Consider the following 14282-nt stretch of genomic DNA (forward strand, 5'->3'; position numbering starts at 1 on the left):
TGCCGGGTACCGTATGCGCGAGCAGCACTTCGCCGGCCCCCCACACAGGGTGCGGCCGGGAATGACGGAAGAGGGCTGGAGTAGCTATGGAAGAGCCGCGTCGCCTCGGCGGCCGGTACGAGCTGGGCTCGGTGCTCGGCCGCGGTGGCATGGCGGAGGTCTACCTCGCGCACGACACCCGCCTCGGCCGCACTGTCGCCGTGAAGACGCTCCGGGTGGACCTCGCCCGCGACCCGTCCTTCCAGGCCCGGTTCCGCCGAGAGGCCCAGTCGGCCGCCTCGCTCAACCATCCCGCGATCGTCGCGGTCTACGACACCGGCGAGGACTACGTCGACGGTGTGTCGATCCCGTACATCGTGATGGAGTACGTCGACGGCTCCACCCTGCGTGAGCTTCTCCACTCCGGGAGAAAGCTGCTCCCCGAGCGCTCGATGGAGATGACGGTCGGGATCCTCCAGGCCCTGGAGTACTCCCACCGGAACAACATCGTCCACCGGGACATCAAGCCGGCGAACGTGATGCTCACGCGCAGCGGCCAGGTCAAGGTGATGGACTTCGGCATCGCCCGCGCCATGGGCGACGCCGGTATGACCATGACGCAGACGGCCGCCGTCATCGGCACCGCGCAGTACCTCTCCCCCGAGCAGGCCAAGGGCGAGACCGTCGACGCGCGCAGCGACCTCTACTCCACCGGCTGTCTGCTCTACGAGCTGCTGACGGTGCGGCCGCCGTTCGTCGGGGACTCCCCGGTGGCCGTGGCCTACCAGCACGTACGGGAAGAGCCGCAGCCGCCGAGCACGTACGACCCCGAGATCACCCCGGAGATGGACGCGATCGTCCTGCGGGCCCTGGTCAAGGACCCCGACTACCGCTATCAGTCGGCCGACGAGATGCGCGCCGACATCGAGGCGGCCCTCGAAGGCCAGCCGGTCGCCGCGACCGCCGCGCTGGGCGCGGTCGGCTACGGCTCGAACGACCAGCCGACGACGATGCTGCGGCCGCAGGACACCGGTCCGGCGACCTCGATGCTGCCCCCGATGCGGGATGACGACGGCGGCTTCGGCTACGACGAGCGGCCGGAGCGGCGGCGGGGCGGCCGGGAGAAGAAGCGCAACCTCTCGACGATCCTGCTGGTGGTGGCCGGCATCCTGGTGCTGGTCGGCGCGATCTTCATCGGGAAGGCGATCACCGGCAGCGGTAAGAACGACGAGATGGTCCCGGTGCCGGCACTGGCCGGCAAGACCTTCAAGGAGGCCAGCGCCCAGGGGGAGAACGGCGACTTCAAGGTGAAGCAGGTCGGCTCCAGGTTCTGTGACCAGGCCAAGGACACGGTCTGTGAGCAGAACCCCGAGGGCGGCGGCGAGATCAAGCGCTACGGCACGGTCGAGCTGACCATGTCGAAGGGCAAGAAGCCCGCGGAGAAGGTCGAGGTCCCCGACGTCCTCAACGTCCAGTTCGCGTCGGCGAAGCAGTCGCTGGAAGACAAGGGCTTCGACGTCCAGAAGGCGACCGAGGAGTCCGACCAGACCCCGGGCAAGGTGATCCGCCAGAGCGTGGAAGGCGGCAAGAAGGTCGCGCGGGGCACCACGATCACCCTGACCGTCGCCGCGCCGCAGCAGCAGGTCCCCGTCCCCGACGTGACCACCAAGAAGCAGGCGGACGCCGAGGCCACCCTCAAGGCGCAGGGCTTCAAGGTCCAGTCGACGGAGGAGGAGAACGGCGACGCCGAGGCCGGCACGGTCATCAAGCAGGACCCGGCGGGCGGCGGTACGGCCGCGCCCGGATCCACCATCAACCTGACCATCGCCAAGGCCCCGGCCGAGCAGGAGCAGGTCCCGGTGCCCAACCTGGGCGGCCAGAAGCTCAAGGACGCCAAGAAGGCCCTCCAGGACCTCGGGCTCAACGTGGGCAACATCCAGGGCCCGCAGGACGACAACGCGACCGTGGTCGCCAGCAACCCCGGCGCCGGCACCCAGGTGCCCAAGGGCCAGTCCGTGAACCTGATCACGGTCAAGGGCAACGATGGCGGAGGCGACAACGGCGGAGGCTTCTTCGGCGGCCTCGGCGGCTAGCCCGTCTCGCACACGGCACCACCGCACGGGGAAGCCCCCGGCGCCCGGGAGAGGGCGCCGGGGGCTTCCCCGCCTGCGTCAAGGCGTCAGGAGGTGCCTGCCTCAGCGCAGCTCCTCGGGAGGCGTACGGTCCGCGTCGACCTTCTCGGTGCGCTCCAGCTCGCCCCAGACGATGTAGCGGTGCCGCGAGGTGAAGACGGGGGTGCAGGTCGAGAGGGTGATGTAGCGGCCCGCCTTCTTCTTGCCCGACTCCTTCGGGACCGCGTTCAGCACGTCCACGTTGAACTTCGAGGTCTCGGGCAGCGTCGCGTAGACCTTGTAGACGTACCAGGTGTCCCGGGTCTCGAAGACCACGGGATCGCCATCGTGGATCTTGTCGATGTCGTGGAACTTGGCGCCGTGCCCGTCCCGGTGGGCGGCCAGCGCGAAGTTTCCCGACTTCGCCCAGGGCATCGCGGCCTTGACGGGCTCCGTGTAGTACCCGGCGACGCCGTCGTTGAGAATCTCGGTCGAGGTGCCCTTCTTGACCAGCACCTCGCTGTCGCCCATGGCCGGCACGTGCAGGAAGCCGATGCCGTCCTTGGTGTCGAGCCTGCCCGGCCCCTGGGCGGCCCAGTGCTTGCGCACCTGGTCGCCCTGCTTCTTCGCCTCCCGGTCGGCGAGGACGTTCGTCCACCACAGCGAGTAGGCCACGAAGAGGGCCAGGATCAGCCCCGCGGTGATCAGCAGCTCGCCCAGTACCCCGATGGCCGCCGCGACGCGCCCGCGGCCGGGGTGGCGGGTCGGCTGCGTCGCGGACGGGGCGGGGTCCTCGCCCTGCCGCTGGTCGTGGTCGGTCCGTGCCACCGCGTGGTACCCCTTTTCTGGATCTTCCCGGTCCTACTCGACCAGTGCGTCCGGCTTCCCCTCGCTGCGCGGCCGCTCGTCGACCATCTTGCCCCAGACGATCATCCGGTACGTGCTGGTGAACTCGGGGGTGCAGGTCGTCAGCGTGATGTAGCGGCCCGGCTCGGCGAAGCCGGAGCCGGGCGGCACCGGGCCGATGACGCCCGTGTTGGAGGGGGACGTCTGCGGCAGGATGCTGGTCATGTCGTACGTGTAGAACCGGCTCTGCGTCTCGACGACGATCTTGTCGCCGGGCTTGAGGCGGTTGATGTAGCGGAACGGCTCGCCATGGGTGTTGCGGTGCCCGGCGAGCGCGAAGTTGCCCTTCTTGTCCCACGGCATCGCGGTCTTCAGCTTGCCCTTGCCGTAGTGGCCGACCATGCCCCGGTCGAGGACCTTGTGCTTGTCGATCCCCTCGGCGATCGGGGCCTTCACGTCCAGCTTGGGGATGTAGATGATCGCGAATCCCTGACCGGGGGAGAACACGCCCGGATCGCGGTCGGCGCCCTTGGTGTCCCACTTCTTCTGCAGATCGCCTGCCGCGCCGTCCGCCTGCTGGTGGGCCAGGATGTTGGTCCACCACAGCTGGTACGTCACGAAGAGCAGCATCACCACCCCCAGGGTGATGAACAGCTCGCCGATCACCCGGCTCGCCACCACGCCCGGGCTGTCCTTGCGGGCACGGGCGGCGCGCTTGGCCTCCATACGGGTGCGGGGCCGCGCCTCCCCGTCCGGCCGCGCCCCTCCGGAGGCGTCTGCGGCCCCTGTGACGGCCGTACCGCCCCGCGCCCGGGCGCCGTGCCGTCCGCCGCGCCTCGCGGCCTCCTGAGCCGCCCTGCGGCGGGCCGCACGGCCGCCGGGCGTATGGTCCGGCTCGACCGTACGCAGCGGCACCGTCCGGTCGTGGGCGGGCGCCGCCCGGGCGGTGCCCACCCGCAGCTCCATCGTCTGCTCGTTCCCGGCGGGAGCAGCGGCGCGGGGCACCGCGGGAGCCGCCGCGGGAGTCTCCGGAGAGGCGGGGGCCACGGGGGCCGGGACGGCCGTCTCCGTCACGCCCGCGGCCCCGCCGGGACCGCCCGGGCCCGGGGCGGCCGACCGGGCGCGCCGCCGCCCCGTGGGCGCCGCGGCCGCCTCCTCGGGACGCTCGTCCCCGGCCGCCGGGCGGGCGCGGCGGCGCCGCCCGGTGGGGCGCGGCTCGGGGGCCGGTGCGGCGCCCGCCGCGGATTCCGGTGCGCCCTGGGCCGCGCCCTCGGGCCCGGGGCGCGGTGCGGTCACCCGACGGCCTTGCCGCCGACCGCCCCGACCACCGGGGCGAGCCCCGTCGACCGCTCTATCGCGTCCGTGTCGCCGCACTCCACCAGCCAGTTGGCGAGCATGCGGTGACCCCATTCGGTGAGGACGGACTCGGGATGGAACTGGACGCCCTCGATCCGCAGTTCGCGGTGGCGCAGCCCCATGGCGATGCCCGTCTCCGTCCAGGCGGTGATCTCCAACGCGTCGGGAACGGTGTCCCGTTCGACGGCGAGGGAGTGGTAGCGGGTGGCGGTGAAGGGCGACGGCAGCCCGCTGAAGACGCCCGCGCCCTCGTGGGTCACCAGCGAGGTCTTGCCGTGCAACAGCTCCGGGGCGCGGCCGACGACGCCGCCGTAGGCGACGGCCATGGACTGCATCCCCAGGCAGACGCCGAACACCGGCACCCCGGTGTCGGCGCAGTGCCGCACCATGTCGACGCAGACGCCCGCCTTCTCGGGGGTGCCGGGGCCGGGGGAGAGCAGCACGCCGTCGAAGCCGTCCTGGGCGTGCGCGAGGGAGACCTCGTCGTTCCGCACGACCTCGCACTCGGCGCCGAGCTGGTAGAGGTACTGGACGAGGTTGAAGACGAAGCTGTCGTAGTTGTCGACGACCAGGACGCGCGCACTCATCGGGGACCCGCCATTCCCTGGTCGACCGTCACGTCGTTGAACGGCAGCAGCGGCTCCGCCCACGGGAAGACGTACTGGAAGAGCACGAACACGATCGCCAGCACGAGCACGAGCGAAATCGCCGCCCGCACCCATGCGTTACCCGGCAGATGCCGCCAGATCCAGCCGTACATGCCATCCCTACTCGCCGATGACGAAGTCGTTTGCAGCACCGGAGTGCAGGACCAGAGTAAAGGTCCGGGGGTGGGGCCGGAGGGTCAGCTGTACAAAGCCTTGGGCTTGCCTTGGGCAACCGATTGGGTCGCGTCGAGGTGCGCCCAGGCGATCAGCCGGTGGCTGTGCCCCCACTCCGGCTCACAGGTCGTGAGCGTCAGATAGCGCCCGGGGCGGCGGAAGCCGGACGCCCGCGGCACCGGGTCCAGCACCCCGACATCGGCCGGGAGGGTGCGGTAGGGCCGCCCGGTGATGCGGTACGTGTACCAGGTGGTGCCGTCGGACAGCACCACCGCGTCGCCGGGGCGCAGCCGGGGGAAGTCCTTGAAGGGGTCGCCGTAGGTGCGGCGGTGCCCGGCGACGGCGAAGTTGCCCGTGGCGCCGAGGCGGGCGGTGTTCGCGTAGTGCCCCAGGCCTTTGCGCAGGGTGGCGGTGGCGGTGCCCTGGAGGACCGGTTTGGCCCAGTCGGCGCCGAATCGCGGGATGTACATGATCGCGAAGGATCCGCCGCTCTCGTAGGGGCGCGGCCGTGGCGCGGGCCGCTCGGCCGCGGCGACCGGCCCGGCGGCCCAGCGGTCCTGGAGGTGGTCGATCTCACCGTCCATGGCCTGGTCGGCGCGGACGCCGGTCCAGAACAGGAGGTAGACGACGAAGAGGAGGATCAGGGTGCCGGCGGTGACGCACAGCTCGCTGAGCGTCCTGACGACCAGCCGGATCCTCATCGGCCCCCCATCGGCGCGCGGCTACGGGACGGGCTGTGCCTGGTGCAGATCCACTGTGCCGGAGTAGCCGGGAAGAGTCACCGTGTCGTGCTGGTCGACTTTCCAGCCGAGGCCGTACGCCTCGACGTAGGAGCGGTAGTTCTGGATGGCGGGGGAGGCGGTGAGCGCGGTGGTCAGCCGCTCCCGGTCACCCACGGCGGTGATCTTGTAGGGCGGGGAGTAGACCTGGCCCTGGAGGATCAGGGTGTTGCCGACGCAGCGCACGGCGCTGGTGGAGATCAGCCGCTGGTCCATCACCTTGATCCCCTTGGCGCCGCCCTGCCACAGCGCGTTGACCACGGCCTGCAGGTCCTGCTGGTGGATGACGAGGTCGTTGGGCTGCGGGTCGGGCACGCCGGGGATCTGGGGGGTGGCGTTCGGCGGGGCGTCGGTGAGGGTGACGGTGAGGCCGGGGCCGCTGAGGCCACGGGTGCCCGCGGTCTTCTCCAGCCCCTCCAGCTTGCGCTGCTCGGCCTTGGTGCTCCCGTTGTCGCGGCGGGCGAGGGCGTCGACGTCGGCGCGCGTCCTGGCGGCGCTCTCGCCGAGCGCGCCGTTCTTGCGGCTGCGTTCCTGGATGAGGTCGGACAGCCGCAGCATCGATTCGTCGCTGCGGATGTCGGTGCCCTGGGCTGTGTTGAAGCTGGTCCAGAAGATGATCCCGGCCAGTGCGAAGACCGCTCCGGTCAGCAGCCGGACCGGCCGGAACGCGGGACGTCGGGACGCCGGGGTGGGGGAGTCAGCGGAATTGCTCAACGTACCCTTACTCCTTACGACGCCGCGGAAGGACTACGCTAACTGACGTGTGGGGGAGGGAAGAGGTCCCCTTCACCGTCCCGCCCCGGCGCCGTCCGTACACATCCCCGCGCGGTCACGCAGCGCATCGACAGGAGAGTTCCTCGTGCCGAAGTCACGGATCCGCAAGAAGGACGATTTCACGCCGCCGCCGGCGAAGCAGGCAACCAGCATCAGCCTGACCAGTGGCCGCCGCTGGGTGGCCCCGCTGATGCTGGCGATGTTCCTCATCGGCCTCGCCTGGATCGTCCTCTTCTACGTGACGACGGGGGACATGCCGGTCAAATCCCTGGGCAACTGGAACATCGTGGTCGGCTTCGGCTTCATCGCCGCGGGGTTCGTCGTTTCCACCCAGTGGAAGTAGATCCACCTCCACAGGGTCCGCACAGAACGCCTGTCCACAGGGTTATCCACAGGCGGGGAAAACTCAGAAGATCTGTGGATAACCTCTGCCGCGTTGACGCCGGTGTGACCGGCGGAACGGCCGTGTTCGATCGCTCACACCTGCGCCTTCCTGCGAAAACGCAGGTCAGTGCGGTACCGCACAGATGTTCTCCACAGGTTGCGCAAGATCCACCGCGTGCTGTGGACAACTGACCGAACCCACCCCCGTTCGAGGCCGCCCACGACCGTGCGAAGGCCTCCGGCTACGCGGTCAGCCGGTGAGCTGGAGCGTACGGACCCACACCGTCGCCACGATCGCGAGCAGCATCACGGCACACGCCCCCCGCTGCACCAGGGCGCGCCGCTCCCGCGGCGCGTGCACCATCGCGTACGCCACCACGGTGCCGACCACCAGGCCGCCGACGTGCGCCTGCCAGGCGATCCCGGACCAGCCGAAGGTGAAGATGAGGTTCAGCACGAGCAGCGCGATGACGGGGCGCATGTCGTAGTTGAGCCGGCGCATCAGGACGGCGGTGGCTCCGAGCAGGCCGAAGACCGCGCCGGAGGCGCCGAGCGAGGGCTGGTTCTGCGCGGCGAGCAGATACGACAGCGCACTGCCGCCGAGCCCCGAGAGCAGATAGAGCGTGAGGTAGCGGGCACGCCCGAGCGCGGCCTCCAGCGGGGCGCCGATCCACCACAGGGACAGCATGTTGAAGGCGATGTGCATCGGCTCCTGGTGCAGGAAGACCGCGGTCAGCAGCCGGTACCACTGCCCCTCGGCGACGCCCACGATGTCGGCCGTGCCCGGGTCGTAGGCCCGGCCGACCAGGTCGAAGTCGTTCACCAGCCGGTCGCCGGTGCCCAGCACCGCCAGCCAGACGGCGATGTTGAGGCCGATCAGGATCTTGGTGACCAGCCGCGGGTCGGCGGTGTACGCGCCGCCGGCTATGGTGCGCGGCTCGGCCGCGCGCCGCGGGGGCCCGGAGGGCTCGCCGGAGGCGGACGCGCCGCCGCGCACGCACTCCGGGCAGTGGAACCCGACCGAGGCGCTGATCATGCACTCCGGACAGATCGGGCGCTCACAGCGGGTACAGCTGATGCCGGTCTCCCGCTGCGGGTGCCGGTAACAGCAGACCGCCTGGTCCTCCATGGTGTCCCTTCGCCCCCTGTCCGCAGACTTGCGCGCGTTCCCCCGCCCCGCTTGTTCACACGGACAAGCGGGGCGCGGAGTTCCCGTGCGGGGTTCAGCCCTCGCGGGTCTCCACGACGACGGACTCGATCACGACGTCCTGGAGCGGGCGGTCGGTGCGCGGGTTGGTCGCGGCACCCGCGATGGTGTCGATGACCTTCTTGCTGTCCTCGTCGACGACCTCGCCGAAGATGGTGTGCTTACCGGTCAGCCAGGTGGTCGGGGCGACCGTGAGGAAGAACTGCGAGCCGTTGGTACCCGGGCCGGCGTTGGCCATGGCCAGCAGGTACGGCTTATTGAAGGCCAGGTCCGGGTGGAACTCGTCACCGAACTCGTAGCCGGGGCCGCCGGTGCCGTTGCCCAGCGGGTCACCGCCCTGGATCATGAAACCGCTGATCACGCGGTGGAAGACGGTGCCGTCGTAGAGCCTTTCCGCGGCCTTCTTCCCGGTGGCCGGGTGGGTCCACTCGCGGGTGCCCTCGGCGAGCTCCACGAAGTTCTTCACGGTCTTGGGGGCGTGGTTCGGCAGCAGCCGGACCACGATGTCGCCGTTGTTCGTCTTGAGGGTGGCGTACAGCTGCTCGGCCACGATCTACCTTCCATCGTTTTCGCTTCCTTGCCCTGATCCTCGCACGGACCCGAGTGCGACGAGTAGCCGTCCGGGGCGCTCGCCGCGCGCCATTCCGCGCGTTTTCCGGGAGAATCTTCTCTATGACCCGGATGCCGGTTTACGCATGCCGCGCGTGCTGCGAACGGGCATGATCTCCACAAACAGGCATGATCTTTCGTGGGATGGAAACACGAAACTGCGCACATGCAGCTCAGCACTCTGCACCCCGGAGCATCACCACGCCACCGAGGAGGAGGATCCCGTGACCCGCATTGACAGCGTGCGAGCCGCGACCGGCACCGCGAAGGACAGCGTCCTGCACGCCGCGGAGGCGGTGGCGCCCTACGCCGGCACGGCCAAGGACCACGCCACGCAGTACGCGCACGAGGCGCGCGTACGGCTGGCGCCGAAGGTTTCCCACGCCGCGCACCAAGCCCGCTGCACCGCGGGCAGCCAATACCACGCGCATGTCGCGCCCCGGCTCAACCAGGCCCGGGGCACCCTGCCGCCCAAGGTGGACGCGGCCGCCGTCCGCGCCGCCAAGCGGACCCGCAAGGCCGCGCGGCAGGCCGCCGACTACACCGGGCCGCGCGTCGAGCACGCGGTCGCCGGAGCGCGCGCGGCCGCCGGGCCGGTCCGCGAGGAGGCGGTCACCCGTGCGGGCGCGGCCGTCGCGGCACTGCGCACCCATGTGACGGCGGCCGACATCGAGAAGCTCGCCCGCAAGCGCAGCCGCCGGGCCCGCATGGGCCGCGTCGCCAAGCGGGCCACCTTCATCGGCCTGGTGGGCGCCGGTGCCTTCGCCGCCTGGAAGTGGTGGGACCGGCAGGCCAACCCCGACTGGCTGGTCGAGCCCCCGGCGGCGACCGAGGTGGACGACCGCGAGCGGCTGGCCGCGGTGGACGGCAGCGACCAGTCCACCCTCGACCCCGAGGTGCAGGCCAAGCAGGCCGAGACCGGGAAGGACGACGAACAGCGCTGACGCCCTCGTCGTCGCGCTCGTCGCGCTCGTCGCGCTCGTCGCACCCGTCGCACCCGGCCGGGCCGGAGGGGGCCGAGGGGCGGAGGACCACGAGGTCCTTCCGCCCCTCGGCCCCTTCGATGACTACTCCCGGCCGTCCCGTCCGCCGTAGCGGCGCCGCTCCAGGAAGATCTCGGTGAAGACCGACACCTTGGCCCGCAGCGCCCAGGGGTCGAAGGGCTTCGCCATGTAGTCCACCGCCCCCGCCGCGTAGCCGCGCGAGGAGTGTTCCGGATCGGCGCCCATCGCGGTCAGGAAGATGATGGGCACATCCCGGTTGCGCGGGCGCCGCTTGATGTGGGCGGCCGTCTCGTAGCCGTCCATCTCGGGCATCTGGACATCCAGCAGGATCACCGCGAAGTCGTCGTGGTCCAGCAGCGCCTTCAGCGCCTCCTGCCCGGAGGTCGCGGTCACCAGCTCCTGGTCGAGGGTGGCCAGCACCGCCTCCATGGCCAGCAGGTTGTTCTGCTGGTCGTCGACGACCAGGATCTTGGGCCGCGGCCCGGCGCACGGCCCCGGCACGACCGGGCCCGCGAGGACGACGGGCTCCTCGTCCTGCGGCCGGACCGCCGAGGTCCGCTGTGACTCCACCATGGCGAGCTGCCGCTCCAGCATCTGGCAGCGGTCCTCGGCCAGCCGCCCCCGCTGCCGTACGTCCTCCAGTTCCTCGGTGAGCCGGTGCACCTCCTGGCGCAACAGGTCCCGCTCCTTCACCAGCTCCTGGTGATCCGGGGAGGTCATCTCCAGGGCATCGGCGCGGGCCCGCTCCGCCGCCCAGGCCGCCTCGGTCTGACTCAGCCGCACCTCCAGGTCGGCGATGCGGTGCCGGAGGTCGAGCAGCGCCTCGCCCAGCACGTCCTCCTTCGCGCTGGAGCGCCGCGCCTCCCGGTCGGCGTCGGCCAGCTGGATCTGCAGGATCTCCAAGGCGTGCCCCGGGGAGCCGCTGGTGCGCACCGCGGACCGGTGCAGCTCCCGCACCACCTCGATGGCGGCCGGGGTGGCCGCGGAGCCCCGGCACTCCGCGAGGTCCGCCAGCAGATCGATCACGAACTCCCACGGCGGGACTCTCGTCCCGCTGAGATAGCGCGAGATCGTACTGGGGTCCCGGAACCTGCGTGCGGCGTACCGGCGCACCGAGACCCCCAGCCCGTCGAAGAGCTTCCTCAGCTCCACGGCGAACGCCCGGCACTCCTCGGGCAGGTTCTCCCCCAGCGGATGCAGCTCACCCATTGCGTCCCCCTGTGCGGCGACTCGCGCCGATCAGACGATTCCCGGGCGGCTTGCCCGAGTTGTGAGACAGGGTGGGGCATCGGGGAGGTGTTGCGCGGGCCAACACCAGGAGCGGCAACACCGAATCGGTCACAGATCAGCCGATCCACTCACCAGCCACTCCGCCGACGTCGACGTCGTACCGGCACTTCGTCCCCGAAGAAGCGCCTGACGCCTTCCTCGACGCCCTCCCCCCCTATCTCACCCCTATCGCGGCGCCTCCGTACGCGAACGCGAACTCTCCTCGCGTTTCGTGCCGATGGCCCAGCCGGCGATCGCCGCCGTGGTGCTGCTCGGCTTCGCCGGACCCCTCGCCCGCGCCCGGCCCGGGACGCCCTCGAAGCGCATGTGGCGGCGCCGCACCGGGTCGTCGAGGAGGCCGCATCGGCCCCGGCCCCCATGACCGTCACCTGATGGGTCACCACATCGCGCGACGCCAGATCGCGGAAAAACCAGCGGCTGCTCCATGACCGCCCCACCCGCCGCGACGGTGGCCGCCGACGCCTCGCGCCCCGCCCCGTGCCGGGTGATCTCCGGCACGGACATCGGCCGCACCGGCGGCGAGCCACGGACCGCACGAGAAATCCGGCCACGTCCGCACATCACCTACGGCGGACGACCCCGATGGCTCCCGCGGGGTACGCGCCGCCCGCTCCGGCTCCCGCCCGAGGTCCCAGTCACACGAAAAGAGGTCTCCTGGCCTGCATTTTTGCAGGTCAGGAGACCTCTCATAAAGTGGAGCCTAGGAGAGTCGAACTCCTGACATCCGCCATGCAAAGACGGCGCTCTACCAACTGAGCTAAGGCCCCTTCGCCGATCAGGATACCCGGTACCGGGGGCCTTTCCCGACCGGGTATCGCTCGCGGGTACCGCTCTCCGTAGGATGCCACGCAAGATTCGCGGCAGCGAAGCGAAGGGGAGAGCGAGATGGACGCAACACAGCAGGATGCCACCGCGCGCGCACGAGAGCTGCAGCGTAGTTGGTACGGGGAGCCGCTGGGGGCGCTGTTTCGCCGTCTCATCGACGACCTCGGCCTCAACCAGGCGCGCCTGGCTGCCATCCTCGGGCTCTCCGCGCCCATGCTGTCCCAGCTCATGAGCGGCCAGCGCGCCAAGATCGGCAATCCGGCGGTGGTCCAGCGGGTGCAGGCGCTCCAGGAACTCTCCAGTCAGGCGGCGGACGGCCGGGTCAGCGCCGCCGAGGCCGCGGAGCGCATGGAGGAGATCAAGAAGACCGCCGGTGGGTCGGTCCTCAACTCCACCCAGACCGCCGCCAGCACAGGGGCCCCGACCGTACGGCGCGTGGTCCGTGAAATCCAGTCGCTGCTGCGGTCCGTGGCCGCCGCCGGGGACATCATCGATGCGGCGGATTCCCTCACCCACACCCACCCCGAGCTGGCAGAGTTCCTCCGTGTGTACGGCGCAGGGCGGACCGCTGAGGCGGTCGCGCACTACGAGGCGCACCAGAGCTGACGGGCTGATGGACTGCTGACGAGTCGATGACGGGGCGGGCACGGCGCGATGGGTGAGATCTTCGCGGGCCGGTACGAACTGGTGGACCCGATCGGGCGCGGGGGCGTGGGCGCCGTATGGCGGGTCTGGGACCATCGCCGGCGCCGTTACGTCGCGGCGAAGGTGCTTCAGCAGCGGGACGCGCATACGCTGCTGCGCTTCGTACGGGAGCAGGCCCTGCGGATCGACCACCCCCACGTACTGGCGCCGGCGAGCTGGGCGGCGGACGACGACAAGGTGCTGTTCACCATGGACCTGGTGGCCGGCGGCTCGTTCGCACACCTCATCGGCGACTACGGTCCCCTGCCGCCACGCTATGTGTGCACACTGCTGGACCAGTTGCTCTCCGGGCTGGCCGCCGTCCACGCGGAGGGCGTGGTCCACCGGGACATCAAGCCCGCGAACATCCTGCTGGAGTCCACCGGAACGGGCCGGCCCCATGTCCGGCTGGGTGACTTCGGCATCGCGCTCACCAAGGGCGAGCCCCGCCTCACCGAGGCCAACTACGTGATGGGCACACCCGGTTACTTCGCGCCCGAGCAGATGATGGGCGAGGAGCCTGATTTCCCGGCCGACCTGTTCGCGGTCGGCCTGGTGGCGCTGTATCTGCTCCGCGGGCACAAGCCCGACGGGGAAGCGATCGTGAAGCTGTTCGGCGAGCACGGTGTGCCGCACGCTCCCGAAGGCGTACCCGAGCCGCTGTGGCAGGTGATCGCCGGACTGCTGCAGCCGGACCCGGAAGACCGGTTCCGTTCCGCCACGGGGGCGCGCAAGGCGCTCCTGTCGGCCGTCGAGATGCTGCCGGAGGGCGATCTCGACGACGAGGTGATCGAGGTCTTCGACCATCTCGGACCGCTGCCGGCCGGATTCGGCTCGAACGGCCCGGCCCGGCCGGGCCGCCGCCATGCGAAGGCCGACCCTCCCGAGGACAACGGTGCGGCGCCGCGCCCCGCGCCGCCCGCCGCCGGACCAGCCGAGCCCGGTCAATCCAGCGATGCCGGCCGATCCGCCGGACCCGCCGCAGAGCCGGCCAACGAACCCGCCGCCGGGCCGCCCGCGCAGACCTCGATGTCGGACACCGGCAGCTTCACGCTCCCGCCGCCGCAGCCACGGACGCCGCATCCCCAAACCGCACAACCTCCGGCACCGCAGACGGGAACGCCACCCCCGCAGATATCGCCTCCCCCGGCGCCTCCCCGGACGCCACTCCCGCACACACCACCGCCCCAGCACCCGCGGACACCGCAGCCGCAGACACCGCACCCTCAGCCCCCGCAACAGCCGCCGACCCCGTCGACCGCGGCCCCGCTCCCGCAGCCGCCCCAGCCGCCCGTACACCAGCCACAGGGGCCACAGCCCGGCCAACGGGGCCCATCGCCCCAGCCCGCGCACCTGCATACGCCTCCCCCCACTCCCACGCCCGTGCCGGCCGCCGCGCCCCTGCCGACGCCGCGTGATTACCCCCTCACCCGTGCATACACCGCTCAGAGCCCCCGGGTTCCACCCGCCGCCGCGCGGCGGCGGGGACCGTCCCGGAAAACGACGCTCTCGATCCTGATCGTCGCGGTGCTCTGCTTCGCCGTGGGGGCGTGGGCCCTGGTCGCCGCGGGCTGAAACAGCGGGGCGAAGCCGAAGGCTGGGCCAGCAGGCCG

General features: G+C 71.0%; 14 protein-coding genes and 1 tRNA gene. 5 read left to right on the plus strand and 10 right to left on the minus strand.

Annotated features, from left to right (window positions below; translation table 11 throughout):
* The first annotated feature begins 86 nt into the window (after positions 1-86).
* Positions 87-2072, plus strand: coding sequence for a Stk1 family PASTA domain-containing Ser/Thr kinase (gene pknB / locus ASC60_RS01610; RefSeq protein ID WP_055545905.1), 1986 nt, complete (start codon positions 87-89; stop codon positions 2070-2072).
* 102 nt (positions 2073-2174) lie between these two features.
* Here the strand turns inward: pknB and ASC60_RS01615 are convergent, their stop codons facing one another.
* From ASC60_RS01615 to ASC60_RS01635, 6 genes are all read right to left on the minus strand, one after another.
* Positions 2175-2918, minus strand: a complete 744-nt coding sequence (locus ASC60_RS01615) for a class E sortase (RefSeq protein ID WP_055545907.1) — start codon at positions 2916-2918, stop codon at positions 2175-2177.
* A gap of 33 nt (positions 2919-2951) precedes the next feature.
* Positions 2952-4232 carry a class E sortase gene (locus ASC60_RS01620; RefSeq protein ID WP_107096957.1) on the minus strand — a complete coding sequence of 427 codons (1281 nt, stop codon included), beginning with the start codon at positions 4230-4232 and terminating at the stop codon, positions 2952-2954.
* The gene (locus ASC60_RS01625; RefSeq protein ID WP_055545909.1) at positions 4229-4879 is read right to left on the minus strand and encodes an aminodeoxychorismate/anthranilate synthase component II; all 651 of its coding nucleotides are present in this window, start codon (positions 4877-4879) and stop codon (positions 4229-4231) included. The genes ASC60_RS01620 and ASC60_RS01625 overlap by 4 nt, the downstream gene beginning before the upstream one ends.
* On the minus strand, positions 4876-5052 hold the full coding sequence (locus ASC60_RS41995; protein ID WP_039938336.1) for a hypothetical protein: 177 nt from the start codon (positions 5050-5052) through the stop codon (positions 4876-4878). Before ASC60_RS41995 ends, ASC60_RS01625 begins: the two co-directional genes overlap by 4 nt.
* A gap of 84 nt (positions 5053-5136) precedes the next feature.
* Positions 5137-5814 carry a class E sortase gene (locus tag ASC60_RS01630; RefSeq protein WP_055545911.1) on the minus strand — a complete coding sequence of 226 codons (678 nt, stop codon included), beginning with the start codon at positions 5812-5814 and terminating at the stop codon, positions 5137-5139.
* 21 nt (positions 5815-5835) lie between these two features.
* Positions 5836-6606 carry a DUF881 domain-containing protein gene (locus tag ASC60_RS01635; RefSeq protein ID WP_055545913.1) on the minus strand — a complete coding sequence of 257 codons (771 nt, stop codon included), beginning with the start codon at positions 6604-6606 and terminating at the stop codon, positions 5836-5838.
* 145 nt (positions 6607-6751) lie between these two features.
* On the opposite strand from ASC60_RS01635, the gene crgA reads away from it, so the two are divergent.
* Complete coding sequence (crgA, locus tag ASC60_RS01640) at positions 6752-7009, plus strand: cell division protein CrgA (protein WP_055545915.1); 258 nt, start codon at positions 6752-6754, stop codon at positions 7007-7009.
* Between the two features lie 291 nt (positions 7010-7300).
* Here the strand turns inward: crgA and ASC60_RS01645 are convergent, their stop codons facing one another.
* A complete protein-coding gene (locus ASC60_RS01645) occupies positions 7301-8179 on the minus strand; it encodes a rhomboid family intramembrane serine protease (RefSeq protein ID WP_055545917.1) in 879 nt (292 codons plus the stop codon).
* Between the two features lie 94 nt (positions 8180-8273).
* Positions 8274-8807, minus strand: a complete 534-nt coding sequence (locus ASC60_RS01650) for a peptidylprolyl isomerase (RefSeq protein WP_055545919.1) — start codon at positions 8805-8807, stop codon at positions 8274-8276.
* 283 nt (positions 8808-9090) lie between these two features.
* On the opposite strand from ASC60_RS01650, the gene ASC60_RS01655 reads away from it, so the two are divergent.
* Positions 9091-9810, plus strand: coding sequence for a DUF5324 family protein (locus tag ASC60_RS01655; RefSeq protein ID WP_055545921.1), 720 nt, complete (start codon positions 9091-9093; stop codon positions 9808-9810).
* Positions 9811-9933: 123 nt separating this feature from the next.
* Here the strand turns inward: ASC60_RS01655 and ASC60_RS01660 are convergent, their stop codons facing one another.
* Both ASC60_RS01660 and ASC60_RS01665 read right to left on the minus strand, forming a co-directional pair.
* Positions 9934-11079: a two-component system response regulator gene (locus ASC60_RS01660; protein WP_055545923.1), complete on the minus strand. Its 1146-nt coding sequence runs from the start codon at positions 11077-11079 to the stop codon at positions 9934-9936.
* 775 nt (positions 11080-11854) lie between these two features.
* A tRNA-Ala gene (locus ASC60_RS01665) sits at positions 11855-11927 on the minus strand.
* Positions 11928-12045: 118 nt separating this feature from the next.
* Here ASC60_RS01665 and ASC60_RS01670 point away from each other — a divergent pair.
* Positions 12046-12591: a DNA-binding protein gene (locus ASC60_RS01670; RefSeq protein ID WP_055545925.1), complete on the plus strand. Its 546-nt coding sequence runs from the start codon at positions 12046-12048 to the stop codon at positions 12589-12591.
* Positions 12592-12639: 48 nt separating this feature from the next.
* On the plus strand, positions 12640-14244 hold the full coding sequence (locus ASC60_RS01675; protein ID WP_055545927.1) for a serine/threonine-protein kinase: 1605 nt from the start codon (positions 12640-12642) through the stop codon (positions 14242-14244).
* Positions 14245-14282: the final 38 nt, after the last annotated feature.

This window comes from Streptomyces sp. NBRC 110028 (assembly GCF_001417735.1).
In the GTDB taxonomy this organism is placed as follows: Bacteria; Actinomycetota; Actinomycetes; order Streptomycetales; family Streptomycetaceae; genus Streptomyces.